Genomic DNA, 24,531 nt, shown 5'->3' on the forward strand with positions numbered 1-24,531 from the left:
CAGGAGCAGCAGATGGCGGATTCGCAGGCGACCTCGCAGGGATCGAGCCTGCGTCGGCTCGTGCCGCGCATCTTCTCGCGAGCTCCCCGCGTCAACGACCTCGATAACCTGATCCGCACCGTCCGCGCGAATCATCCGCGCGGTGATCTGCCGATCATCGAGCGCGCCTATCAGGTCGCGCGCGACAAGCATGCCGGGCAGCTGCGCCAGAGCGGTGAGCCGTACATCACACATCCACTTGCCGTCGCGCAGATCCTCGCCGAGCTCGGGCTCGGGCCACGCGCCATCGCCGCGGCGCTGCTCCACGACACGGTGGAGGACACCGGCTACGCACTGACGGAGTTGACCGAGGAGTTCGGCGACGAGGTCGCCATGCTGGTCGACGGCGTCACCAAGCTCGACAAGGTCAAGTACGGCGAGAGCGCGCAGGCCGAGACGGTCCGCAAGATGATCGTCGCGATGTCGAAGGACATCCGCGTGCTGCTCATCAAGCTCGCCGACCGCCTGCACAATGCCCGGACCTGGGGCTTCGTGCCGCCGGAGAAGTCCGCGCGCAAGGCCAAGGAGACCCTTGAGATCTATGCGCCACTGGCGCATCGCCTCGGTATCCAGACGATCAAGTCCGAGCTCGAGGACCTGTCGTTCGCCGTCCTGCATCCGAAGATCTACGCCGAGATCAACAGTCTGATCGCGCAGCGCACACCCCAGCGTGAGAAGTACCTGCAGAACGTCATCGACTCGATCGACGAGGACCTGCGCGAGCTGCGCATCCGCGGCAAGGTCGTCGGTCGTCCCAAGCAGCTGTACTCCGTCTATCAGAAGATGGTGATCCGCGGACGCGAGTTCGACGACATCTACGACCTGATCGGCATCCGCGTCCTGGTCAACTCGGTGCGCGACTGCTACGCGGTTCTCGGTGCGATCCACGCGCGCTGGACGCCGCTGCCCGGCCGGTTCAAGGACTACATCGCCACCCCGAAGTTCAACCTCTATCAGTCGCTGCACACGACGGTCATCGGCCCGGCCGGTCGCACCGTCGAGATTCAGATCCGCACGCACGAGATGCACCAGCAGGCCGAGTTCGGCGTCGCCGCGCACTGGATGTACAAGGAGCGCGTCAACGGCGGCAAGGTCGATTCCCGGGTTCCCGACACCGACATGGCCTGGCTGGCGCACATCTCGGACTGGCAGGCGGAGACGGCCGACCCCAGCGAGTTCCTCGACTCGCTGCGTTTCGAGATCGGCGCCAAAGAGGTCTATGTCTTCACGCCCAAGGGTCGGGTCATCGGCCTGCCGGCCGGGGCGACGACCGTCGATTTCGCGTATGCCGTGCACACCGAGATCGGCCATCGCACGATGGGGTCGAAGGTCAACGGCCGACTGGTGCCGCTGGAGACCGAACTGAAGAGCGGCGACGTCGTCGAGGTGTTCACCTCGAAGAACCCGGATGCGGGTCCGAGCCAGGACTGGCTCACCTTCGTCAAGAGCACCAGGGCTCGCAACAAGATCCGTGGCTGGTTCACCAAGGAGCGCCGCGAAGAGGCGGTCGAGCAGGGCAAGGAGGCCATCGCGCGGGCGATGCGCAAGCAGAACCTGCCGCTGCAGCGCCTGATGAGTCAGGAGTCCTTCACCGAGGTCGCACATCAGCTGCGATACGAAGACGTCTCTGCACTGTACGCCGCGGTCGGTGAAGGGCACGTGTCCACCCAGTCCGTGCTGGAGAAGGTCACCGCACTGGTCGCCGTCGAACAGGACACCAGCACCGGTGCGATCGATCTGCCAGGACAGCGGGTGCCGGTGCGCGAAACGCGCGGCGGTGACTCCGGCATCCTCGTGCGCGGTGCGTCTGACATCCTCGTCAAACTGGCGCGCTGCTGCACTCCGGTGCCAGGTGACCAGATCGTCGGCTTCGTGACCAGGGGCAGCGGCGTGTCGGTGCACCGCCAGGACTGCGTCAACGTCAAGGCACTCGCATCGGATCCGGAGCGCTTCGTCGAGGTGGAGTGGGCCCCGACCACCAAGAGCGTGTTCCGTGTGCAGATCCAGGTGGAGGCTCTCGACCGGGCGGCGCTGCTCTCGGATGTCACCCGCGTACTCAGCGAACACCACGTCAACATCCTGTCCGCCACGGTGACCACGACTGACGAGCGGCTGGCGCTGAGCCGTTTCGTCTTCGAGATGGGTGACTCGGTGCACCTGGACCGCGTGCTCAACGCCGTGCGCAGGATCGACGCGGTGTACGACGTCTACCGCGTCACCACGTCCTGATCTGAGAGCAGCTCTGCGAGAAGCTGCTTCGCCTTGCGACTGCCAGGGCGATGCGCGATCGATGCGACGTGCGTGCGCATCGCATCCCCGAGTCCGGGGGATGTGCTCAGCAGGTCGCGCAGCCACTTCTCATCGCCGCCTTCGCGCGCGAGATCGAACAGCAGTGTGACGGCGGTCGCGAGGCGCGTGGTCACCGCGACAGGTCCGATCATCTCGACCTCATCGGCTGCCAGGCAGCGATCGTGGTAGACGACGCGTGCCGAGGAATGGGCGCGCAGCCGCGAGGGGCTGTTGCGCGTCGCATGGTGCACTCCCGGCGGCCGATCGCCCGCACCGTGCACCCAGGCCGCGGTCGGTCCGCTCGCGGCAGTCCGCTCCGGCAGCAGCGCCGCGATGCTCATGGCTCGCGCCGCAGGGTCCTCCACCGTGTCGATGGGCATGAATCCCTCGCCGACTTCGGTGACCTGTCCGTCGAGGCGCGCAGCGCCGAGCTCGGAGAGCGAGAGTCGCTCACCTGGGCGGTAGAACAGGGCCGGGTGCACGCTCAAAAGTATGAGCCGTGGCGCCCCGCGATGGGGTGCCACGGCTCATGCTGTGGATAACGGGGATCAGCCGCCCAGCGCGCTCAGCCACGCACGGCGCGCTGCGAGAGCTTCGGTCGCTTCCTTGATCGACTTCTTGTCGCCGGACTTCTCGGCTGCCGCGAGCTCGGCCTCGAGCTTCTCGATGGCCTCGAGGAGCTGCGAGCTCATGTCGTTCGCGCGCGCCTTCGTCTCGGGGTTGTTCTTCTTCCAATCAACCTCTTCGCGCGACTTCAGCGCCTGCTCGATGGCGCGCATGCGGTCATCCAGCGCGCGCTCCTTCTCGCGAGGGAAGATGCGACCGACGTCGTCCCACTGGCGCTGAATGCGGGTCAGCAGTGCGCGGGCGCGCTTGAGGTTGGACTCGTCGGCGACGGCCTGCGCCTCGACCAGCAGCGCCTCACGGGCCTCGATCTTCGGAGCGGAGTCGGCTTCGTCAGCGGCAGCCTGCTCTGCGCGGGCAGCGTAGAGCGCGTCGCCGGCGGCCTTGAACTTCGCCCACAGGGCGTCGTCGGCCTTGCGACCGGCACGGCCGGAGGCCTTCCACTCGTCGAGCAGGTTGCGGTAGGCGGGGATGCCGTCGATGCCGCGAGGAGCCAGTGCCTCGGCACGCTCGACCAGTCGGGCCTTCGCGTCGCGGGCGGTGCGATGCACATCGTCGAGCTCGGAGAAGAACGAGCGGCGAGCCTTGTCGACCGTCGACCGCGCGTCGCGGAATCGCTTCCAGAGCTGCTGAGCGGTTCCCTTCGGCAGTCGTGGCCCGTTCTGCTGATGCGCCTGCCAAGCGTCGAACAGGTCGGTCATCTCGACGGTGACCTGCTTCCACTGCACCTTGCTCAGGTCGCGAGCAGCGATCGCCTCGGCCTTCTCCACGATGGCGGTGCGCTCGGCGATGGCGGCGTCGAGCGCCTCCTTGGCTGCCTCGGCCTCCTTGGCGGTCGCCTCGGACAAGGAAGCGACAAGCGTCTCGATGCGCGTGCGGAGTCCTGCCAGGTCGCCGACGACTGCGGCGTCGGTGGCCTCGCCGAGCAGATGCGTCGCCTGCTTGGTCAGGTCGGATGCTGAAGCACCGCCACCCTGTGCACGGGTCTCGAGTGTGCCGAGCTTCACGGCCAGGTCATCGTACTTGCGAGCGAAGTACGCCAGTGCCTCATCAGGGGTGCCGTCAGGGTACTGGCCCACCGCGCGCCATTCCTCGCCCTCGCGGACCTCGACGGTGCCGTCTTCGGTGACGCGGCCCCATTCGGCTGCATCGGAGGTCACGGCGGCGACCGGCGTCGGTGCGACTGCAGCAGCGGCCGCCACGGTGGGCATTGGCCGACGGGGCGGTGCAGGAACAGGAGGACCCGGGACGGGCGGGGTGGGCTGGGTGGCGTTGTCGTCAGACACGATGTTCTCCTTGCGCGGTCAACCCGCGGGAGTGGGAAAGGACGATGCTCAGCCTAGCCGCCGCCGCAGAAGTCGGCGAGCAGGTGCCGCGCTCGGCGGCGCCATCGCCCGCAAGCCGAAGCGGATGCTGCTCACATCGTCGTTATCGAGTTGTGAGAAACCCGTTCCACGCCCGTAACAGCCGGTGGCTGATACGTGAAACACGGCGTGCGTAGCGTGAGCGTCGTCCACAGCGAGCGTCAGGGGAGTCATGAGCACCGATTCGATGAACACCGATGTGATGAACACCGAGACCACCGCCATCCGACGCACCCACGTCATGGATGTCGTCGTGATCGGCGCCGGCATGGTGGCGCACCGCTTCGCGGAGAGCCTGCTCAGCAGACCAGAAGCTGGTGTGCGATTGACCGTTCTCGGTGAGGAACAGCATCCGCCGTACGACCGCGTCGGTCTGTCCGGACATTTCCGCGGGCTCACGCCCGCCCAGCTCACGCTCGACGCCGGCGTCTTCGGGGATGACAGGGCGATCCTGCGCACCGGCGACCCGGTGGTGCGCATCGACCGGCGGCAGCGCCGCGTGCAGACGAAAGCAGGCAGCACGTTCGGCTACGACGCCCTCGTTCTCGCCACCGGTTCCAGAGCCGCGCGCATCGCCGCCTCCGGGGCGGATCTGCCCGGCTGCTTCGTCTACCGCACGCTGGACGACGTCCAGGGACTTCAGGCCTATGTGGAGCGACGCGGCCGCGAGCTCGCAAGACCGCTGAGGGGCCTCGTCATCGGCGGCGGACTGCTCGGCCTCGAGGCCGCGGGCGCCCTGCAGGGGCTCGATGTCGCCTGCACGGTGATCCAGTCCTCGGACAGATTGATGTCGGCGCAGCTCGACTCGGCCGGCGGTGCGCTCCTCGGCCGGCTCATCGCGCAGCGCGGCATCGGAGTGCGGACGAAAGCGCGAACGGTGCGGCTGGACGCCGATCGATCGGGCGCTGTCGCCGCGGCGCAGTTCGAGGACGGCAGCTTCGAAAGCGCCGATGTCGTCGTCTTCACGGTCGGAGTGCGGGCCCAGGATGCCCTCGCGCGCGAGTCGGGTCTGCGCACCGACCCGTGGGGAGGTGTGCTCATCGATGAGCACTGCGTGACCAGCGATCCGCGCGTGCTGGCGATCGGAGAGGTCGCCAGCTTCGGCGGGAAGACCGTCGGTCTCGTCGCTCCTGGATATGCGATGGCCGAGGTCGCCGTGGACGTGCTGCTGGGCGGCGACGCGGCCTTCCCCGGGTTCGACGACTCGGCGAAGCTGAAGCTCTCCGGCGTCGAGGTGGCGAGCTTCGGCGACGCGATGGGCAGCACGCCGTCGTGTCTGGATGTCGTCTACGCGGACCCGGTGGCCGGCGTGTACAAGAAGCTGGTGCTCTCCGATGATGCGCAGACGCTGCTCGGCGGCATCCTCATCGGTGACGCCTCGGCCTACGGTGCGCTGCGCCCGCTCGTCGGTGCGCCGCTCGGCGCCGACCCCGTCTCATACCTGCTGCCCGAGGGTGGCGCCCTGCCGGTCAGCGGCGATCTGCCCGACTCGGCGGTGGTGTGCTCATGTTCGAACGTCACCGCCGGCCGCATCCGCAGCGCCGTGCATGAGGACGGCTGCCGCGACGCGGCGGCGGTCAAGTCATGCACGAAGGCGGGGGCGACCTGTGGGTCCTGCGTGCTGATGGTCAAGAAGATCGTCGGCACCGAGCTCGCCCGTCTCGGCGAGACGGTCTCGACCGCGCTGTGCGAGCACTTCGATCTCACCCGCCGCCAGTTGTTCGACGCGGTGCGGGTGTCGGGGCTTTCGACCTTCAGCGCGATCATCGAACGGTTCGGCCGGGGACGCGGATGCGACATCTGCAAGCCGGCGCTGGCCAGCATCCTCTCCTCCCTCCTCGGGGCACACGTGCTCGACGGTGAGCTGGCGACGCTGCAGGACACGAACGACCACGTCATGGCGAACCTGCAGAAAGACGGCACGTACTCTGTCGTGCCGCGCATGCCAGGCGGCGAGGTGACCCCGGCTGGGCTCATCGCCATCGGCCGCATCGCAGACGACTACGGCCTGTACACGAAGATCACCGGCGGCCAGCGCATCGACATGTTCGGCGCGCGACTCGAGCAGCTGCCGCCGATCTGGCAGCGGCTGGTGGATGCCGGGTTCGAGTCCGGTCAGGCCTACGGCAAGGCGCTGCGCACCGTGAAGTCGTGCGTCGGGTCGACGTGGTGCCGGTACGGCGTGCTCGACTCGGTCGGGATGGCGGTCTCGCTCGAACTGCGCTACCGCGGCCTGCGCGCCCCGCACAAGCTCAAGGTGGGCGTCTCCGGCTGCGCCAGGGAGTGTGCCGAGGCGCGCTCGAAGGACGTCGGCGTGATCGCCACCGAGACCGGCTGGAACATGTACGTCGGCGGCAACGGCGGATTCACGCCCCGTCACGCCCAGCTGCTGGCATCCGGCCTCGACGACGACGCGCTCATCCGCGCGATCGACCGCTTCTTCATGTACTACATCCGCACCGCGGATCGATTGCAGCGCACCGCCGGATGGTGCGAGGACCTCGACGGTGGACTGGAGGGGCTGCGACAGGTGATCGTCGAAGACAGCCTCGGCATCTGCGCCGATCTCGACGAAGCGATGGCGGCCCATGTCGATCGGTACGAGGACGAATGGGCGGCGACGCTGCGCGATCCCGAGAAGCTGCGGAGGTTCGAATCGTTCGTGAACGCGGCCGACACTCCCGACCCTTCGCTCGCCTATGTGCCCGAGCGCGGGCAGGTGCGTCCCGCCACACCTGAGGAGCGCGCCGGGGCCGTGCTGATCGCCGGAACCGTGCTGGAGGTGCGTCGATGAGCGTCCTGATCGATGCCGCCGCAGGGGTGCGCGTGTGCCACCTGCGTGATCTCGAGGTCGAACGCGGCCGCGCGGCGCTGCTGGGAGACACACAGATCGCGTTGTTCCTGCTCACGGACGGCACCGTGCATGCCGTCTCGAACCTCGACCCGTACAGCGGAGCCAATGTGATGTCCCGCGGCATCGTCGGAACCCGCGGCGAGGCGCCGACGGTGGCGTCACCCATGCACAAGCAGGTGTTCGACCTGCGCACTGGTCTCTGCCTCGAGACACAGGGCAGGGCGGCGAGCGCGCTGCGTGTCTGGCCGGTGGCCGTCGTCGACGGTGAGGTTCTGCTGACTGAGGATGGTGTGCAGTGACGCTGATGCTGGGCATGTCGATCACCGGACGCGACGTGCTGATGGTCGGCGGAGGCGCGGTGACGGCCAGAAGGCTGAGCCGCTTCATCGCCGAGGGCGCCCGCGTGCGCATCGTCGCCCCCGAACTGCACGAGACGACCGCCCTGCTTGTGCGTCGGCACGAGATCCCGTGGCGAGCCCGCCCGGTGCGCGCACGCGACCTGCGCGGCGCCTGGCTCGTGCACGTCGCCACTGGAGACCGCCGCACGGATCGGATGGTCACGGCGCTGTGCGAGCGGCGCCGCATCCTGTGCGCCGGCGAGGGCGCACGAGGAGCCGTGCGGATGACGGCGCAGGTGGATGCCGGTGACGCGACCGTCGCGGTGGCGAGCCGGGTCGGAGCGGACCCCCGACGCTCCGCCGCCGTGCGGGACGCCGTCGCGGATGTAGTCGCGGATCTCATCGCGGACGGCAGGCTGCCGCTTCGTCGGCGCCGGTCGGGGATGGGACGCGTCGACCTCGTCGGCGGCGGCCCCGGACCTGCCGACCTGATGACTGTGCGGGCACGGCGCCTGATCGCAGAGGCTGACGTGATCATCGCCGACAGGCTCGGACCGGCAGCGGAGGTGCTGCAGTCCGTGACCTCCGACGTCGAGGTGATCGACGTCGGGAAGCAGCCAGGGCACCACCCGGTCTCGCAGGAGGAGATCAACCGGCTGATCGTCGCGCGGGCCGCGGCAGGACTGCGCGTCGTGCGGCTGAAGGGTGGCGACCCCTTCGTGTTCGGTCGCGGAGGTGAAGAGGTGCAGGCCTGCCTCGCCGCGGGGATCGCCGTCGAGGTGACACCCGCGCCGTCGAGTGCGATCGCCGTGCCGCAGGCAGCTGGCATCCCCGTCACGCACCGCGGCACTGCCGCGGCGTTCCACGTCGTCAACGGACAGGGCGAACTCGGACCGACCACGCTCGCCGCCCTCGCCGACCCCGGTGTGACCACGGTCGTGCTGATGGGCGTCGCCGCGCTCAGCAGACTCGTCGATGCCGCGCTCCTTCACGGTGTGCCGCCTGACCGGCCGATGGCATTCGTCGAGAGCGGTCATACCGCCGAGCAGCGCACCACCTGGACCACGCTGGCGGCTGCGGTCGCCGATGCCGACGAGGTCAGCCTGCGCAATCCTGCCGTCATCGTCGTCGGCGACGTGGCGATACCAGGACTGCTGCTTCCGACGTCGACGACGATGTCGGAAGCAGCGAGCGCATGACGGCCGTCTCGTCGGGAGCGACTCCGAACAGGCTGGACGCCGCTCTTGTCGGGTGCACGATCGTGATCGCGGCCGACCGGCGCGGCGCGGACCTCGCCGCCGCACTCGAGCGACACGGTGCGCAGACGTACCGTGCGCCGGCGCTGAGCATCATTCCCAACGCGGATGACGAGCAGCTGCTCGCGTGCACCGAGGAGCTGCTCGCGAACCCGCCGGACATCGTCATCGTCACAACCGCGGTGGGATTTCGCGGCTGGATGGATGCTGTGCACGAGCAGGAGCTGTCGGATGCGCTGTCCGCGGCATTCGCGCGGACACGATTCGTCGCGCGCGGGCCGAAGGCGCACGGCGCGATTCTGCAGGCAGGATTCCGGGCCGACTGGGTGGCGGTGTCCGAGACCGCGGCCGAGGTGGGGGAGCACCTGACCGCAGGGGACATCCGTGGCCTGCGCATCGCGGTGCAGCACCATGGCGCCGGTGCCGATGGGCTCGACACCCTGCTGGCAGAGCGGGGCGCAGACGTCGTCAACGTCACGGTGTACCGCTGGGGTCCGCCGCCGGACCTGCGCGTCGTCCACCGCTCGGTGCTGCAGGCAGGCGCCGGAGAAGTGGATGCGGTGCTGTTCACGTCTGCACCGGGCGCTGCGGCGTGGGTGCAGACGGCATCGGATGCCGGTGCGCTGGAACACCTCGGCGAGCGCGCGGCTTCGGGGCGCCTGCTGCTGGCTGCGGTCGGTCCGGTGACCGCCGGGCCGCTGGAAGCGGCGCGATTGCGCACGACCGTCGCGACCCGAGGCCGACTGGGCTCTCTGGTGCGCTGTGTGGTCGACCATTTCGGTTCGGAGGGATCGCCGCGGCAGATAACGCCGGCGGGGCACGTGCAGGTGCGCAGCGGCGGGGCGCTGGTAGACGGAGCGTATGTGCCGCTGTCGCGTGCATCGGCCGGCGTGCTCGGCGCGCTGTTCGACGCGGAAGGACGGGTGCTGACCCGTCAGGAACTCGGACGCGCCCTGCCTCGTGGGGGTGACAGTCTGCATGCCGTCGAGATGGCCATCGCCAGGCTGCGGGATGCGCTGGGTGAGGGGCAGATCATCCGAACGGTCATCAAGCGCGGGTATCGACTCGAGGTCGCCGACGCGTTCTGACGGGTGAGGGACTGACGCCGCGGCTCCAGTCCCTCACCCGTGCTGTCGAGCCGGGCGGTCGGATCAGCTGATGCCGACCGGCTCGCGGACCTCGCTGTCGGATGGCATATCAGTGGCGACGGTGTCAGCCACGGCAGCGGCGTCGGCAGAACCGACCGCATCCGCAGCAGGCAGGGCCGGCTGCACACGGTCGGTCCTGACGCGACGCAGCTTGGTGCGTCCGTGGGTGAAGTACAGCGGCAGTCCGACGAAGAGCAGCCCGCCCACGAGGTTGCCGACGACGGTGGGGATCTCGTTCCAGATCAGGTAGTCCCAGATGGTGAAGTCGGCGCCGAGGAGCAGACCAGAAGGGAAGAGGAACATGTTCACGATCGAGTGCTCGAAGCCCATGTAGAAGAACAGCGAGATGGGCAGCCACATCGCGACGATCTTGCCGATCACGCTGTCTGAGATCATCGCGAGCACGACGCCGCTGGAGACCATCCAGTTGCACAGCACCGCGCGCACGAACAGCGTGAGCATGCCGGCGGCACCGTGATCCGCGTAACCGACGGTGCGGGAATGCCCGATCTCGCCGATCGCGGCTCCGACCGGGCTGGGTTCGGTCGAGAACCCGTACGTGAAGTAGATCGCCATGAGCACCGCTACGACGAACGCACCGGCGAAGTTGCCGATGAAGACCAGCCCCCAATTGCGCAGCATCGCACCGACCGTCGCGCCGGGCCGGCGGTCGAGCACGGCGAGCGGACCGAGCGTGAACACGCCGGTGAGCAGGTCGTAGCCGAACAGGTAGAGGATCACGAACCCGATCGGGAACAGCAGCGCGGCTGCGAGCGGCTGACCGGTGTTCGTCGACACGCTGACGGCGAAGGCGGCTCCCATCGTCAGCAGAGCGGCGCCCATGAAGGCGCGGATCAGCGTGTCACGGGGGGACAGTTGCATCTTGTATGCGCCGGCATCCGTCATCCGGCTCACCAACTCGGCGGGTTTTACGTAGGACACACGACCTCCACTGGGACGAGAGCCCTCGGGCTCGGTTTCGTCCAGCGTGCGGGAAGCCTGTTTCCGACACTCGCGCGCGACGTTACAGCTGTGCGCCGAACATCTCACTCCCATTGCAGTGAGATGTGAGAATCACGGTGCGGGCGTCTGAGTGGACTCGGGGGTCGGCGAGTCGGTGGGCGTGTCCGTCGACGTCGGCGTGGGGGAGGGCGGTGTCGACGGCGCTTCGGAGGAGGTCGGCGATGGGGCGGGCGCCGGAGCGTTGGACTGCCCGAGGACGGTCTGGCTGACGATGGCGCCGATGACGATCAGCCCTCCGACCACCACCGCGATCCAGTTGTCGCGCCGTCGCCGCCGCAGCTGCATCTCGTGCCAGCCCGTTCGCGCCGCGTAGAGTCGCGCCCGTTCCGCCTCGGTGCGCGCGCGCTGCTGCGCACTGCGAGAACCGCGTTCCGCCATCGTCGTTCCTCTCTGCGGCGACCTGCAGGACTGCAGCCCGCCGACGTCTGCGAGCCTACCGTCGCCGCGACTCGATGTCGGACGCGCCGGTAGCCTGGGAGCATGACCCCCGCCGCCGCTCTGATGTCTGGACAGACGCCACTCGCCGTGCGCATGCGGCCGGTGTCGCTGGCAGAGGTCGCGGGTCAACAGCACCTGTTGCGTGCTGGGTCGCCGATCGTCGCTCTCGCCGACCCGCAGGCGAAGGCGCCCGGTGCCGTCTCGATCATCCTCTGGGGGCCGCCTGGCACCGGAAAGACGACGGTCGCACAGGCGATCGCGCGCTCGTCCGGTCGCCGCTTCGTGGAACTGTCGGCGATCACGGCGGGGGTGAAGGACGTCCGCGAGGTGATGCAGGATGCCATCACCCAGCGCGACCTGTACGGCCAGACCACGATCCTGTTCCTCGACGAGATCCACCGGTTCACCAAGGCCCAGCAGGATGCCCTTCTACCTGGTGTCGAGAACGGCTGGGTGATCCTCATCGCGGCCACCACCGAGAACCCCTCGTTCTCGGTGATCTCGCCACTGCTGTCCCGCTCGCTGCTGCTCACCCTGCAGCCGCTGACCGATGATGACATCGGCGTCCTGGTCGATCGCGCCGTCACCGACGCGCGGGGGCTCGCCGGCGCTGTGACGCTGAGCGATGATGCACGGGCAGCCCTGATCAGGCTCGCGTCCGGTGATGCGCGACGCGCGTTGACGGGGCTCGAGGCGGCCGCTGCCGTCGCGCTGTCGAAGGCGGAGTCGGATGCCACGGCCGAGGTGACGGGCGAGGACGTCGCTCAGGCCGTCGACCGCGCCCTGCTCAGGTACGACAGGCAGGGCGATGAGCACTACGACGTCATCAGCGCGTTCATCAAGTCGATCCGCGGCTCCGACCCGGATGCCGCCGTGCACTACCTCGCGCGGATGATCGAGGCGGGGGAGGACCCGCGCTTCATCGCCAGGCGTCTGGTGATCTCCGCATCCGAGGACATCGGTCTCGCTGACCCCCAGGCGCTGCTGATCGCGACCGCCGCGGCCGACGCGGTGGCCTTCATCGGGATGCCCGAAGGGCGCATCCCGCTCGCCGAGGCGACCATCTACCTGGCGACCACCGCCAAGTCCAACGCCGCCTACGCGGCCATCAACGCAGCCATCGCCGACGTGCGCGCCGGCGGGTTCGGCCGCGTGCCCATCCACCTGCGCGACGCGCACTACGCCGGAGCGAAGCGCCTCGGACACGGCAAGGGGTATCGATACCCGCACGACAGCGACGCGGGCATCGTGCCGCAGCAGTACCTGCCCGACGATCTGGACGGGCGCCAGTACTACCAGCCGAAGGGACTGGGCGCCGAACGCGATGTGGCCGCGCGCCTGGAGCGCATCCGCCGTATCCTCGGCGATCGGTGAGACGATCGCCGTCTGCTGCACACTGATGAGTGAGGACGCCGATGAGTGAGGGCGCCGCAGCAGCGGAGCTCGGCGTCGACTGCCAAGGAGGGCAGATGACGACAGTCAGCACGCGCAGGTGGCAGGTCGATGCGCGCCCGGCCGGCGCGGCGGCAGTCGTGATCACTGCAGCGCTCGCTCTCACCGGGTGCGCGACGCCGCCGGCATCCGATGGCGAACCGACCTCTGCCGCCGGGGCGACCTCTGCGGGCGAGCCGGTCCGGCTGACGACGCCGTTCGGGATCACGGTCCTCGACGATGGCGACGGTGCAGAACTGTGCCTCGGGGCCGTGCTCGAGTCGTACCCGCCCCAGTGCAGCGGCGCGAAGCTCGTCGACTGGGACTGGACCGACTGGACGGGGGCCTACGAGGAGGCCGGTGACGTGCGCTGGGGGAGCTTCACCCTCACTGGCACATACGACCCTGAGGCGTACACGTTCACCGTGGCCGAGGCGACAGCGTCCGACCCGGCCGACCTGCCGGAGCAGAACGTGGGCGCGCCGGACGCCATGTTCGCGACTCCCTGCGCGGAGCCGGACGGCGGGTGGCGCGTGCTCGACCCTGCGCGCACCACGGATGACACCATGAACCTTGCGTTCGAGCGCGCCGCGCAGCTGAACGGCTACGCCGCCTCGTGGGTGGACCGCTCGCGTGTGCCGGACCCGGGGCCCGACGCCACACCGCAGGAGCAGCTCGAGATGACGTCGCCGTTCCCCGACCTGACGGTCATCAATGTCAAGCTCGTCGGCGACGTCGCGGCCGCTGAGGCCGCATTGAGTCAGATCTGGGGCGGGATGCTGTGCGTGACGGCCGCCGAGCGCACTGAGGCCGAACTGCAGTCGATCGCCGACGAGCTGATCGCCGAGATGACGCCGAGCGGGGCGATCTCCGGCGTAGGCGTCGACGGCATGGCGGGGACGGTTGGCCTGCAGGTCGTCTATGACGATGGAGCCCTGCAAAAGCGGATGGATGACGAGTACGGAGCCGGGCTGGTGGTCGTGACGTCGCTGCTGACGCCCGTCGACTGAGTTCCCACCTGCGATCTGTTAGCATTGAGCGGCTCGAAACACAGTTTTCGGGCATCCCTCCTCTCACCATCCTCGGATGGAAACCGTCACGGCGCCCCGGCGTGCGCCCAGCGGCAGAGCGGCGGAGATACGCCCGTGAGACGTGAAAGACGCGTCCACGTCACGGAAGGAATGCTTCGTGGTCACGAAGTCCCAGGACCGCCGCAAGGTCCGTCTCAGCCGCGCGCTGGGAATCCCGCTCACCCCGAAGGCCGCCCGCTACCTCGAGAAGCGTCCCTACGCTCCCGGCGAGCACGGCCGCACCAAGCGCAAGGCTGACAGCGACTACGCCGTCCGTCTGCGTGAGAAGCAGCGTCTTCGCGAGCAGTACGGCATCCGCGAGAAGCAGCTGCGCATCGCGTTCAGCGAGGCTCGCCGCAAGGACGGCCTGACCGGTGAGAACCTGGTCGAGCTGCTCGAGATGCGTCTCGACGCCCTCGTGCTGCGTGCCGGCTTCGCCCGCACCACCGCGCAGGCCCGTCAGCTGGTTGTGCACCGTCACATCCTCGTCGACGGCCAGCTCGTCGACCGCCCGTCGTTCCGCGTGAAGCCGGGTCAGCTCATCCACGTCAAGGCCAAGAGCGAGGGCCTCGAGCCCTTCCAGGTCGCAGCAGCCGGCGGTCACGCCGAGGTCCTGCCTCCCGTTCCCGGCTACATCGAGGTCGAGCTCGACAAGCTGCAGGCCCGCCTGGTCCGTCGTCCGAAGCGCGCCGAGGTCCCCGTGACCTGTGAAGTGCAGCTCGTCGTCGAGTACTACGCAGCCCGCTGATACAGAGCGTTTGCACGAGAGGCGTCGGGGATTCCCCGGCGCCTCTCGTCGTAGGATGGCGGAATGAAGAATCTGCAATGGTTCCTGCTCGGCGTGATCGGCGGGTTCGTCGCCGCCCACTTCATGAACAAGGACCCTCGCGGCCAGGAGATCTTCGGCGAGGTCGACGCGCGCCTGTCTCAGTTCACGGCGATCCTGGGCGACGCCTACCGTCAGCAGGACGCGCGTCTGTCTGACCCCGCCGACGACTGACGCGTCGTCGGCGCGCTGAACCACCGACTGCACTGAACCATCTGTGCCGCGTCCCAGGATGCTGCACTCCACGCAAGGACACACACCAGCTCTATGAACACTGCGGAGATCGCGCAGCGGTACCTCGACTACTTCGAGAAGAACGACCACGTCATCGTCCCGTCGGCGTCGCTGGTCAGTGATGACCCGACGCTGCTGTTCACCGTGGCGGGCATGGTGCCGATGATCCCGTATCTGACGGGAGTGGTGCCTGCACCCCACCCGCGCATCGCGGATCTGCAGAAGTGCATCCGCACCAACGACATCGAAGAGGTCGGCAAGACCGCGCGGCACGGCACGTTCTTCCAGATGATGGGCAACTGGTCGTTCGGCGACTACTTCAAGGAAGGCGCCATCCGCTACGCCTGGGAGCTGCTCACGTCCTCCGAGTCCGACGGCGGACTCGGATTCGACGAGAAGGACCTCTGGATCACGGTCTTCGAGACCGACGATGAGGCCGAGGCGATCTGGCGTGACATCATCGGCGTGAAGCCCGAGCGCATCCAGCGACTGGGTGCTGCTGACAACTACTGGCACACTGGGCAGCCCGGACCCGGTGGTCCCGACTCGGAGATCTTCTTCGATCGCGGCCCCGCCTACGGCAAGGATGGCGGCCCCGCCGTCGACGATTCCCGGTTCCTCGAGATCTGGAACCTCGTCTTCATGCAGGACCTGCTCGATGGAGTGCGGTCCAAGGTCGACTTCGACATCGCCGGCTCGCTGCCCATGAAGAACATCGACACCGGCATGGGTCTGGAGCGCGTCGCCTTCCTCAAGCAGGGCGTCGAGAACATGTACGAGACCGACCAGGTGCGTCCGGTTCTCGACCGCGCTGTCGAGCTCTCCGGCCGCCGCTACGGCGCTGTGCACGAGGACGATGTGCGCTTCCGTGTGATCGCCGACCACGTGCGCTCCTCGCTGATGCTGCTCTCGGACGGCGTCCGTCCGTCGAACGAGGGACGCGGGTACATCCTGCGTCGCCTGATGCGCCGCACGGTGCGCGCCATGCGCCTGCTCGGCGTCGACGCCCCGAGCTTCCCCGAGCTGTTCGAGGCATCGCGCGATGCCATGAAGTCGACCTACCCAGTGCTGGACACCGAGTGGTCGACGCTGTCCGCAGCGGCATTCGCCGAGGAGGAGACCTTCCGTCGCACCCTCGCCCAGGGATCGACGATCCTCGATCTGGCACTGGCCGACACCAAGAAGAGCGGCGGATCCACCCTCAGCGGACCCGAGGCGTTCCTGCTGCACGACACGTACGGCTTCCCGATCGACCTCACGCTCGAGGTCGCCGAAGAAGCCGGCCTGCAGGTGGACCGCGGCGCCTTCGACTCGCTCATGCAGCAGCAGCGCGAGCGCGCCAAGGCCGACGCACGCGGGCGCAAGAGCCAGCTCGCCGACCTGTCGGTGTACCGCGACTTCCGGGCTCAGGGCGAGACCGGCTTCGCCGGCTACACCGATCTGCAGACCGAGTCGCGCGTGCTCGGCATCCTCGTCGACGGGCAATCGGTCACCAGCGCCGCTGAGGGGGATGTCGCCGAGGTGATCCTCGCCGAGACGACCTTGTACGCCGAGTCGGGCGGCCAGGTGGCAGACAAGGGCACCATCGTCGGCACGGGCTTCGAGCTCGACGTCCTCGATGTGCAGCGTCCGGTGCCTGGCCTGATCAGTCACACCGTTCACGTGGCATCCGGATCCGTCGCGGTGGACGACCGCGCGACGACCGTCGTGGACGCCGCCAACCGTCGCGCCGCTCGCCAGGCGCACTCCGCGACCCACCTCGTGCACGCCGCGCTGCGCGACACTCTCGGCAAGACCGCGACGCAGGCGGGCTCGCTGAACCGCGCCGGTTACATGCGCTTCGACTTCGCCTGGTCGCAGCCGCTGTCGCTGGAGACTCGCTCCGAAATCGAGGACATCGTCGGCCGTGCCGTCAATGACGCACTCGAGGTCACGACCCGCGTCGTCTCGCTCGACGAGGCCAAGGAAGCCGGCGCCATGGCGCTGTTCGGCGAGAAGTACGGCGATGTCGTGCGGATGGTCGACATCGGCGGCCCATGGTCGCGTGAGCTGTGCGCAGGCACCCACGTGTCCACGAGCTCTGAGATCGGGCTGGTCAGTCTGGTCGGCGAATCCTCGATCGGCGCGTCGAACCGTCGCATCGAAGCCCTGGTCGGGCAGGACGCATTCCGCGAACTCGCCGCCGAGCGGACCATCGTCTCGCAGCTGACCGCTGCGCTGAAGACCCCGCGTGACCAGCTGAGCGCGCGCATCGACGAGCTGCAGGCGAACCTGAAGGCCGCCGAGAAGCGCATCGCCCAGTTCGAGGCGAAGGAGCGCGCAGGACGCGTGCCTGCGCTTGTCGAGGCCGCGCAGAACGTCGGCTCGTACCGAGTCGCCTCAGCCTCGCTCGGCGAGGTCGGCTCGGCCGACGATGTGCGCACGCTGGCACTCAGCGTGCGCGAGCGGATGGGGTCGGATGCTGCCGTCGTGGCGTTCGGCGGCGTGGCATCCGGGCGTCCGATCGTCGTCATCGCGACCAACGATGCCGCACGCGCACAGGGTGCGAAGGCCGGTGCGCTCGTGCGCATCGCGGCCGGCGTGCTCGGTGGCGGCGGAGGCGGCAAGGACGACGTCGCCCAGGGCGGCGGCACGGACGCAGCGGCGCTCGATGCCGCTCTGGCCGCTGTCGTCACGGAGCTGGGAGGCGCGTGAGCGGCTTCCGACGCGGCGTCCGACTCGGCATCGATGTCGGGAAGGCACGCGTGGGCGTGTCGCGCTGCGACGCCGACGGGATGCTGGCAGTGCCGGTCGAGACGGTGCCGCGATCGGAGACATCGATCGATCGGCTCGCCGAGCTCGTCGCGGAGTGGGAGCCCATCGAGCTCGTCGTAGGGCTGCCTGTGAACATGCGCGGTGATGAGACGCTGTCGACGACGGATGCCAGGGACTTCGCCGCCGCGCTGCAGGCGCGCACCGCGCGGCCCGTGCGCATGGTCGATGAGCGGCTCAGCACCGTCACCGCACACGCCGCGCTGCGGTCTTCGGGCAGATCTCAGAAGAAGTCTCGTAACATTGTCGATCAGGTGGCCGCCGTGGTGCTGCTGCAGCACGCGGTCGACACTGAGAAGAGCACCGGACGCCCCGCCGGTGCGTTGATCGATCCCCCCGAGGAGCCCTCGAGCGATGCCTGAACCGGATGCACGGAACGGCGCTGTTCCGAACGATCTCTTCGGCAGCCTTCCCACCGCCCGCTCGCCGCTTGCCGACCTGCACGCGCGATCGGCGCCGGCGCCCGGTTCGCGGCGCGCGCTCCGCGAGGCGGCCGAGCAAGACGCCGCAGCACGCGAGGCCGTGGCCAGGCATGCCGCGCAGCGACACGGCGTCGACCAGCCCGCGCCGCAGCCGGTGACCCCGCCGCAAGCGACCCCGCCGCAGCAGACGGCGCCCCAGTCGCCGGCATCCGACAGCATCACGACGTCGACCGGATCGGTGCGCACCGCCGCCCACGACGCCGGGATCGCCGCGCTGATGGCCCCTTCGACCGCCACCTGGCCAGTGCCAGTGCAGGCTGCCGCTGCGCAGGCCGCGCCAACGGCGCACTCGGCGCAGGTGCCGGATCCGCAGGCCCCTGCGGCCCACGAGCCCGACGCACAGGATCCTGTTCCGTTCGCGTCGCCGGTGCAGGCCGCTGTGGAACCAGCCGACGGTGAACAGGCGACCGAGCGACAGCTCGACGACGAACAGGACGAAGACGAAGAGGCTGCAGACGAGCCCGGCTCGCTGAACTCACTTTTCGCCCCTGAGCAGCACCACGACGTGCCCAAGAAGAAGCGCGGCCGCGGCTGCCTGATCGGATTGCTCGTCGTGCTCGTCGTGCTCGGCGGCATCGCCGCCGGTGGCGTCTGGGTGTGGAATCAGTACGGCGACAAGATCAGCGATGTCATGGGCTGGGGTCCTTCGAAGGACTACGAAGCCGGCATGGCCGAGGGCGAAGCACTCGTGACGATCAAGACCGGTGACACCGGCGCGATGGTCTCCACGTCGCTGTACAGCGCCAAGGTGACCAAGACCGACAGCGCCTTCTACGACTACCTGATCGCCGAGAACAAGGCCATCACGTTCTACCCCGGTGTCTACAAGATGCAGCAGAAGATGACGGCCGCAGCCGCGCTGGCTGCTCTCGAAGACCCGGCGAACCGCATGGAGAACACGGTGAGCGTCGGCGAGGGCGGCACCGTCGCTGCGACCCTGCCGCGGATCGTCGACGGTGTCGGCATCCCGCTGGAGGAGCTGCAGGCCGCTGTCAAGGATCCGAAGACCTACGGGGTGCAGGCCGCGACGCTCGAGGGCTGGCTGTTCCCGGCGGTGTACACCTTCGATCCGGGCGCCACAGCGCAGGACGTCATCAAGGCGATGGTCGACCGCACCCAGGAGGCGCTCAGCGCTGCCGGTGTCGCACCCGCCGATGCGCAGCGCATCCTGACGATCGCGTCGATCGTGCAGCGCGAGGGACACACTGCCGACTTCGACAAGGTCTCCCGCGTCATCGAGAACCGCCTCGATCCGGCCAACGACGAGACCCATGGGCTGCTGCAGATGGACTCGACAGCGCAGTACGGATACGGACTCACACACGAAGGCCCTGTTTCGTCCTGGCCGTGGGACGCGGTCGTGAATGACCAGAACCCGTGGAACACCTACGCGCACGCAGGACTCCCGGCATCGCCGATCTCGAACCCAAGCGAAGCGGCGATCAAGGCCGCGCAGAACCCGGCCGACGGCCCGTGGTTCTACTTCGTGACGGTGAACCTCGACACCGGCGAGACGGTGTTCTCGGCGACGTATGCGGAACAGCAGGCCGCCGAGGCGGAATACCAGAAGTGGTGCGAGGACAATCCCGACGGCGGCTGCTATTGACGTCGATGCGCTGACAGGGGTCAGCAGGTGATCGAGCGCACGCGCCTTGCCGTCTGGGGTGACCCGATCAGCCACAGTCGCTCACCGCAGCTGCATGCCGCCGCGTACCGACTGCTCGGGCTGGACTGGACGTACGACCGCCGCCAGGTGGATGCTGACGGCTTCGCAGCTGCACTCGGGTCGTTGGATGAGAGCTGGCGCGGTCTGTCGCTCACGATGCCCCTCAAGGAGGTCGCGCATGCGGCTGCCGACGAGCGGGATCGCCATGCGGAACTCACCGGAGCCGTTAACACACTGCTGCTGACGGCGGGGCCCGACGGAACCGTGCGACGCGGCTTCAACACCGATGTCGGCGGCATCGTCGACGCGTTCACGCACGCGGGGTCGGCCTCCATCGGCAGGGCCCGCATCCTCGGCGCCGGCGCCACAGCGGCCTCCGCCCTCGTCGCCGTGCACGAGCTGGGAGCGACCCGCGTCGACGTGCGCGCACGCCGACCGGAGGCCGCGCAGGGACTGCGGCGGATCGCCGACGCCCTCGGAGTGACGCTCACCGTGCAGAACCTCTCGGCGCCGGCATCCGACGTGGATGCCACGATCGCGACGCTCCCGAGCGGCACCGTCCTCGATGACGACATCATGACGCCGCTTGTGGCTGTCGGCGGCACGCTGTTCGAGGCCGCCTACGCGCCATGGCCGTCGGCGCTGGCGGCGCAGTGGCCCGCAGCGAACGTGATCTCGGGCTTCGAGATGCTGCTGTACCAGGCCGTGCGGCAGATCCGCATCTTCCGGGATGGCTCCCAGGAGCACCCACTGCCGGATGAGGACGTCATAGTGGCGGCCATGCGGTCGCGCGCCATGGAAGACTAGAGCAATGCTCCGCGTGCTCACGGCCGGCGAATCCCACGGCCCCGAACTCATCGCCATCATGGAGGGTCTGCCCTCCGGTGTGACCATCACTGCCGAGGCGATCCAGGCCGACCTGCAGCGACGCAAGCTCGGCTACGGTCGTGGCTCGCGCATGAAGTTCGAGCAGGACGAGCTGACGATCTCCAGCGGCGTCGTGCACGGCCGCAGCCTCGGCAGCCCCATCGCGCTGCGCATCGGCAACACAGAGTGGCCGAAGTGGACCGAGGTCATGAACCCGGCGCCCACCGAGCTCACCGACCGCTCCCGCGGCAGGGGAGCGGCGCTCACCCGTCCGCGTCCTGGGCACGCCGACCTGGTCGGCATGCAGAAGTACGACTTCGACGAAGCGCGTCCCATCCTCGAGCGCGCCAGTGCCCGTGAGACCGCTGCCCGAGTGGCACTGGGCGCCCTGGCCCGCGCGTTCCTGTCAGAGCTCGGCATCCGCCTGGTCAGCCACACGCTCTCGATCGGCCCCGTGCAGGTGCCGGACGGGTCGCCGCTGCCCACCCCCGACGACGTCGAGGCGCTGGACGCCGATCCGCTGCGCTGCTTCGATGCCGCCACCTCCGCTCTCATGGTCGCCGAGGTCGATGCCGCGAAGAAGGACGGCGACACGCTGGGCGGCATCGTCGAGGTGCTGGCGTACGGACTGCCCCCTGGAGTCGGCTCGCACGTGCACTGGGATCGCCGCCTGGACGGCCGGCTGGCGCAGGCGCTGATGAGCATCCAGGCCATCAAGGGCGTCGAGGTCGGCGACGGCTTCGAGACCACCCGCCGCCGCGGTTCGGCAGCGCACGACGAGCTGTTCGCCGCTGAGGCCGGCATCACTCGGGCATCCGATCGCGCCGGCGGCACCGAGGGCGGCATGACCACCGGCACCGTGCTTCGGATCCGCGCCGGCATGAAGCCGATCGCGACGATCCCGCGCGCGCTGCACACGATCGACGTCGCCTCCGGCGAGAGCGCCACGGCGCACCACCAGCGCTCCGACGTGTGTGCGGTGCCGGCTGCCGGTGTCGTCGCCGAGGCGATGGTCGCGATCGAGCTGGTCAACTCGCTGCTGGAGAAGTTCGGCGGCGACAGCGTCGGTGAGACCCGCCGCAACATCGAGTCGTACCTCGCAGCGATCCCCGAGGCGCTTCGCACGGCGCCGGCATCCGAGGCGGCGCTGCTCGCCCATGATGAGCTCTCCTGATCAGCCGCTGACGCTCGTGCTGGTCGGTCCGATGGCCTCGGGCAAGACCAGCGTGGGTCGCAAGATCGCGCGCATCCTCGACGTGCCGTTCGTCGACACAGACAAGCGCATCGCGGCCGCGAACGGACCGATCCCGCAGATCTTCGCCGAGCACGGCGAGGCGCACTTCCGTGAACTGGAGCGCGCCGCCGTCGCCGTGGCCGTCGCCGAGGGGGGAGTCGTGTCCCTCGGCGGGGGAGCGGTGACGGATTCCGGCACCAGAGCACTGCTCGCACAGCATCCCGTCGTCTTCCTGACGGTGAGTGTGGATGCTGTCGCCGGGCGCATCAGCGGCTCGACCCGCCCGCTGCTCGCCGGCGAGGACGACCCGGTGACGCGATGGCGCACCATCTTCGACCAGCGCCGAAGCTGGTACGAGGAGGTCGCCGATCTGACCGTCGACACCTCACGTCGACCCATGCGCACGTTGGCAGAAGAGATCGCTGCCTGGAGGAAGGAACAGCAATGAGCACGACCACCATCAGCGTCACAGGGCAGAGCCCGTATGACATCACCGTGGGGCGTGACATCCTCGACTCCGTCTCCGGAGCGCTGGCGCCGAGCGTGCGCAAGGTGCTGGTCGTGCACCCGCCGACCCTCGGAAAGCGCGCTGCCGAGCTGCGCGAGCGCCTGCTGGCTGACACCGCGAACGGTCCGCGTGAGGTGCTGCTGGCCGAGATCCCGGATGCCGAGACCGGCAAGCGCATCGAGGTCGCCGCATTCTGCTGGCAGGTGATGGGCCAGGCTGATTTCACGCGCACCGACGCGGTCGTCGGCTACGGCGGCGGATCGGTCACCGATGTCGCCGGATTCGTCGCGGCGACATGGCTGCGCGGAGTGCAGGTCGTGCACGTGCCGACCACGGTTCTCGGACTGGTCGATGCCGCCGTCGGCGGCAAGACGGGCGTGAACACCGCCGAGGGCAAGAACCTGGTCGGTGCGTTCTGGGCGCCCAGCACCGTGATCGGCGACCTCGATGAACTGAGCAGCCTCAGCGCGAACGAGGCGACAGCGGGGTACGCAGAGGTCGTCAAGGCCGGATTCATCTGGGCGCCGGAGATCCTCGACATCGTCGAGGCAGACCCGGCGCGCGCCGTGGACCCGTCGTCGGACGAGTTCCGCCGCACGGTGGAACTCGCGATCGAGATGAAGGCGAAGGTCGTCTCGGATGACTTCCGCGAGGCGGGGCTGCGCGAGATCCTCAACTACGGCCACACACTCGGGCACGCGATCGAGCACGCTGAGCGCTACCAGTGGCGACACGGCGCGGCGATCTCGATCGGCATGATGTACGCCGCCGAGCTGTCGCGGCTCGCGGGTCGGCTGTCGGATGCCAGTGCCGACCGGCACCGGCAGGTGCTGGAGTCACTCGGCCTGCCCACCACCTACCGGGCCGGCGCCTGGCAGCAGCTGCTGGCCACCATGCAGCGCGACAAGAAGTCGCGCGGCGGGATGCTGCGCTTCATCCTGCTCGACGACATCGCCAAGCCCACCGTGGTGCAGGCACCCGACGAGACGCTGATGTTCGCTGCCTACCAGGAGATCGCGGGATGACCTTTGTCGTCCGCCGCGTGCGCGTCGATGAATGGCAGCAGGTGCGCGCGCTGCGCCTGCAGGCCCTGCACGATCCGGCGGCGTCCATCGCCTTCCTCGATTCTGTCGAGAACGCCTCGAGGCAGCCGGACGAGTTCTGGCAGCAGCGCACCTCGAACGCGGCGGTCGGCGATGACGCGGCACAGTTCATCGCGATCGACGCCGACGGCGAGTGGTTCGGAACGGTGACCGTGCTGCACCCGCTGGGCGTGGAGACCGGTCTGGTCGTCGGCGTGTACGTCGCAGACGGATACCGTGGCTCCGGAACGATCGACGCGCTCCTGACGGCCGCCGTGGACTGGACGACAGCGCGCCAGGCGACTGCGCTCACTCTCGAGGTCCACGTCGACAACGCACGTGCCAGGGCCGCATACCTGCGCAACGGGTTCGCGCTGACCGGCGAGACGACGACCGCCGACATCGGCGAGGAATACGTCATGCTGCGTGAGCTCACTCCGGGTGCACGTAGAGTCACCTCATGACTGGCGTGCTGCTTCTGGTGAACGGCCCGAATCTCAACCTGCTCGGCACGCGCGAGCCCGAGGTGTACGGCACCGCGACGCTCGCCGATGTGGAGCGGATCACCTCCGAGGCGGCCGCGGAACTCGGCTTCGAGGTGCGCGCCGTGCAGAGCAACCACGAGGGCGTGCTGATCGACGCGATCCACGCCGCGCGCGCGGACTGCGCAGGCATCATCATCAACCCCGGTGGACTCACGCACACCTCGGTCGCGCTGCGCGATGCGCTCACCGGAGTCACGCTGCCATTCGCCGAGGTGCACATCTCCGACGTGTACGCCCGCGAGTCCTTCCGGCACTTCTCGTACCTGGATGATGTGGCCGCCGTGCGCGTGGTCGGCAAGGGTGTGGACGGCTACGCCGAGGCAGTGCGCGAGCTGGTCACGCTGATCAGCGAGTGACACCGATGGTCGCATCCGGGGACTGCTTCGATGCCGTTCCGGCCGC

At 68.7% G+C, this 24,531-nt stretch carries 22 protein-coding genes; 18 read left to right on the forward strand and 4 right to left on the reverse strand.

The annotated features are described in order from the left end of the window. Positions 1-12: 12 nt before the first annotated feature. Positions 13-2,268: a bifunctional (p)ppGpp synthetase/guanosine-3',5'-bis(diphosphate) 3'-pyrophosphohydrolase gene (locus MNR00_RS08415; RefSeq protein ID WP_241928690.1), complete on the forward strand. Its 2,256-nt coding sequence runs from the start codon at positions 13-15 to the stop codon at positions 2,266-2,268. Here MNR00_RS08415 and MNR00_RS08420 read toward each other — a convergent pair. Beyond that, a complete protein-coding gene (locus MNR00_RS08420) occupies positions 2,247-2,810 on the reverse strand; it encodes an SAM-dependent methyltransferase (RefSeq protein ID WP_241928691.1) in 564 nt (187 codons plus the stop codon). The genes MNR00_RS08415 and MNR00_RS08420 overlap by 22 nt on opposite strands. 66 nt (positions 2,811-2,876) lie before the next feature. Then, entirely contained in the window at positions 2,877-4,238 is a 1,362-nt protein-coding gene (locus tag MNR00_RS08425; protein ID WP_241928692.1) for a DUF349 domain-containing protein, read from the reverse strand. A gap of 319 nt (positions 4,239-4,557) precedes the next feature. Between MNR00_RS08425 and nirB the strand changes: the two genes are divergently transcribed. The 4 genes from nirB to MNR00_RS08445 are packed head-to-tail and all read left to right on the forward strand — an operon-like array spanning position 4,558 to position 9,852. Continuing rightward, on the forward strand, positions 4,558-7,110 hold the full coding sequence (nirB, locus tag MNR00_RS08430) for a nitrite reductase large subunit NirB (RefSeq protein ID WP_241928798.1): 2,553 nt from the start codon (positions 4,558-4,560) through the stop codon (positions 7,108-7,110). After that, positions 7,107-7,469 (forward strand): nitrite reductase small subunit NirD, encoded by a 363-nt coding sequence (gene nirD, locus MNR00_RS08435; RefSeq protein WP_241928693.1) that lies wholly within the window; start codon positions 7,107-7,109, stop codon positions 7,467-7,469. The genes nirB and nirD overlap by 4 nt, the downstream gene beginning before the upstream one ends. A 5-nt stretch (positions 7,470-7,474) precedes the next feature. Then, complete coding sequence (cobA, locus tag MNR00_RS08440; protein ID WP_347271937.1) at positions 7,475-8,707, forward strand: uroporphyrinogen-III C-methyltransferase; 1,233 nt, start codon at positions 7,475-7,477, stop codon at positions 8,705-8,707. Next, entirely contained in the window at positions 8,704-9,852 is a 1,149-nt protein-coding gene (locus tag MNR00_RS08445) for a uroporphyrinogen-III synthase (protein ID WP_241928695.1), read from the forward strand. Before cobA ends, MNR00_RS08445 begins: the two co-directional genes overlap by 4 nt. Positions 9,853-9,915: 63 nt before the next feature. Here the strand turns inward: MNR00_RS08445 and MNR00_RS08450 are convergent, their stop codons facing one another. Both MNR00_RS08450 and MNR00_RS08455 read right to left on the reverse strand, forming a co-directional pair. Beyond that, the gene (locus tag MNR00_RS08450) at positions 9,916-10,854 is read right to left on the reverse strand and encodes a formate/nitrite transporter family protein (protein ID WP_241928696.1); all 939 of its coding nucleotides are present in this window, start codon (positions 10,852-10,854) and stop codon (positions 9,916-9,918) included. Between the two features lie 132 nt (positions 10,855-10,986). Next, on the reverse strand, positions 10,987-11,313 hold the full coding sequence (locus MNR00_RS08455) for a hypothetical protein (RefSeq protein WP_241928697.1): 327 nt from the start codon (positions 11,311-11,313) through the stop codon (positions 10,987-10,989). Between the two features lie 102 nt (positions 11,314-11,415). On the opposite strand from MNR00_RS08455, the gene MNR00_RS08460 reads away from it, so the two are divergent. The 13 genes from MNR00_RS08460 to aroQ all read left to right on the forward strand — a co-directional run bounded on the left by MNR00_RS08460 (position 11,416) and on the right by aroQ (position 24,485). After that, complete coding sequence (locus tag MNR00_RS08460; RefSeq protein WP_241928698.1) at positions 11,416-12,747, forward strand: replication-associated recombination protein A; 1,332 nt, start codon at positions 11,416-11,418, stop codon at positions 12,745-12,747. Between the two features lie 95 nt (positions 12,748-12,842). Further along, the gene (locus MNR00_RS08465) at positions 12,843-13,814 is read left to right on the forward strand and encodes a hypothetical protein (protein ID WP_241928699.1); all 972 of its coding nucleotides are present in this window, start codon (positions 12,843-12,845) and stop codon (positions 13,812-13,814) included. 178 nt (positions 13,815-13,992) lie between these two features. Next, positions 13,993-14,622 (forward strand): 30S ribosomal protein S4, encoded by a 630-nt coding sequence (rpsD, locus tag MNR00_RS08470; RefSeq protein WP_241928700.1) that lies wholly within the window; start codon positions 13,993-13,995, stop codon positions 14,620-14,622. Between the two features lie 63 nt (positions 14,623-14,685). Continuing rightward, the gene (locus MNR00_RS08475; RefSeq protein WP_241928701.1) at positions 14,686-14,874 is read left to right on the forward strand and encodes a hypothetical protein; all 189 of its coding nucleotides are present in this window, start codon (positions 14,686-14,688) and stop codon (positions 14,872-14,874) included. Between the two features lie 93 nt (positions 14,875-14,967). Further along, complete coding sequence (gene alaS, locus MNR00_RS08480) at positions 14,968-17,628, forward strand: alanine--tRNA ligase (RefSeq protein WP_241928702.1); 2,661 nt, start codon at positions 14,968-14,970, stop codon at positions 17,626-17,628. Continuing rightward, the gene (gene ruvX / locus MNR00_RS08485) at positions 17,625-18,107 is read left to right on the forward strand and encodes a Holliday junction resolvase RuvX (protein ID WP_241928703.1); all 483 of its coding nucleotides are present in this window, start codon (positions 17,625-17,627) and stop codon (positions 18,105-18,107) included. The genes alaS and ruvX overlap by 4 nt, the downstream gene beginning before the upstream one ends. After that, positions 18,100-19,833 carry an endolytic transglycosylase MltG gene (gene mltG, locus MNR00_RS08490; protein ID WP_241928704.1) on the forward strand — a complete coding sequence of 578 codons (1,734 nt, stop codon included), beginning with the start codon at positions 18,100-18,102 and terminating at the stop codon, positions 19,831-19,833. The genes ruvX and mltG overlap by 8 nt, the downstream gene beginning before the upstream one ends. Positions 19,834-19,860: 27 nt before the next feature. After that, complete coding sequence (locus tag MNR00_RS08495) at positions 19,861-20,700, forward strand: shikimate dehydrogenase (RefSeq protein ID WP_241928705.1); 840 nt, start codon at positions 19,861-19,863, stop codon at positions 20,698-20,700. 4 nt (positions 20,701-20,704) lie between these two features. After that, positions 20,705-21,934: a chorismate synthase gene (gene aroC, locus MNR00_RS08500; RefSeq protein ID WP_241928706.1), complete on the forward strand. Its 1,230-nt coding sequence runs from the start codon at positions 20,705-20,707 to the stop codon at positions 21,932-21,934. Beyond that, entirely contained in the window at positions 21,918-22,442 is a 525-nt protein-coding gene (locus MNR00_RS08505) for a shikimate kinase (protein ID WP_347271931.1), read from the forward strand. Before aroC ends, MNR00_RS08505 begins: the two co-directional genes overlap by 17 nt. Further along, positions 22,439-23,527 carry a 3-dehydroquinate synthase gene (gene aroB / locus MNR00_RS08510; protein ID WP_241928707.1) on the forward strand — a complete coding sequence of 363 codons (1,089 nt, stop codon included), beginning with the start codon at positions 22,439-22,441 and terminating at the stop codon, positions 23,525-23,527. The genes MNR00_RS08505 and aroB overlap by 4 nt, the downstream gene beginning before the upstream one ends. After that, entirely contained in the window at positions 23,524-24,048 is a 525-nt protein-coding gene (locus tag MNR00_RS08515; RefSeq protein ID WP_241928708.1) for a GNAT family N-acetyltransferase, read from the forward strand. Before aroB ends, MNR00_RS08515 begins: the two co-directional genes overlap by 4 nt. Further along, positions 24,045-24,485, forward strand: coding sequence for a type II 3-dehydroquinate dehydratase (gene aroQ, locus MNR00_RS08520; RefSeq protein WP_241928709.1), 441 nt, complete (start codon positions 24,045-24,047; stop codon positions 24,483-24,485). The genes MNR00_RS08515 and aroQ overlap by 4 nt, the downstream gene beginning before the upstream one ends. Positions 24,486-24,531: the final 46 nt, after the last annotated feature.

Origin of the sequence: Microbacterium sp. H1-D42 (genome assembly GCF_022637555.1) — a bacterium.
Lineage (GTDB): Bacteria > Actinomycetota > Actinomycetes > Actinomycetales > Microbacteriaceae > Microbacterium.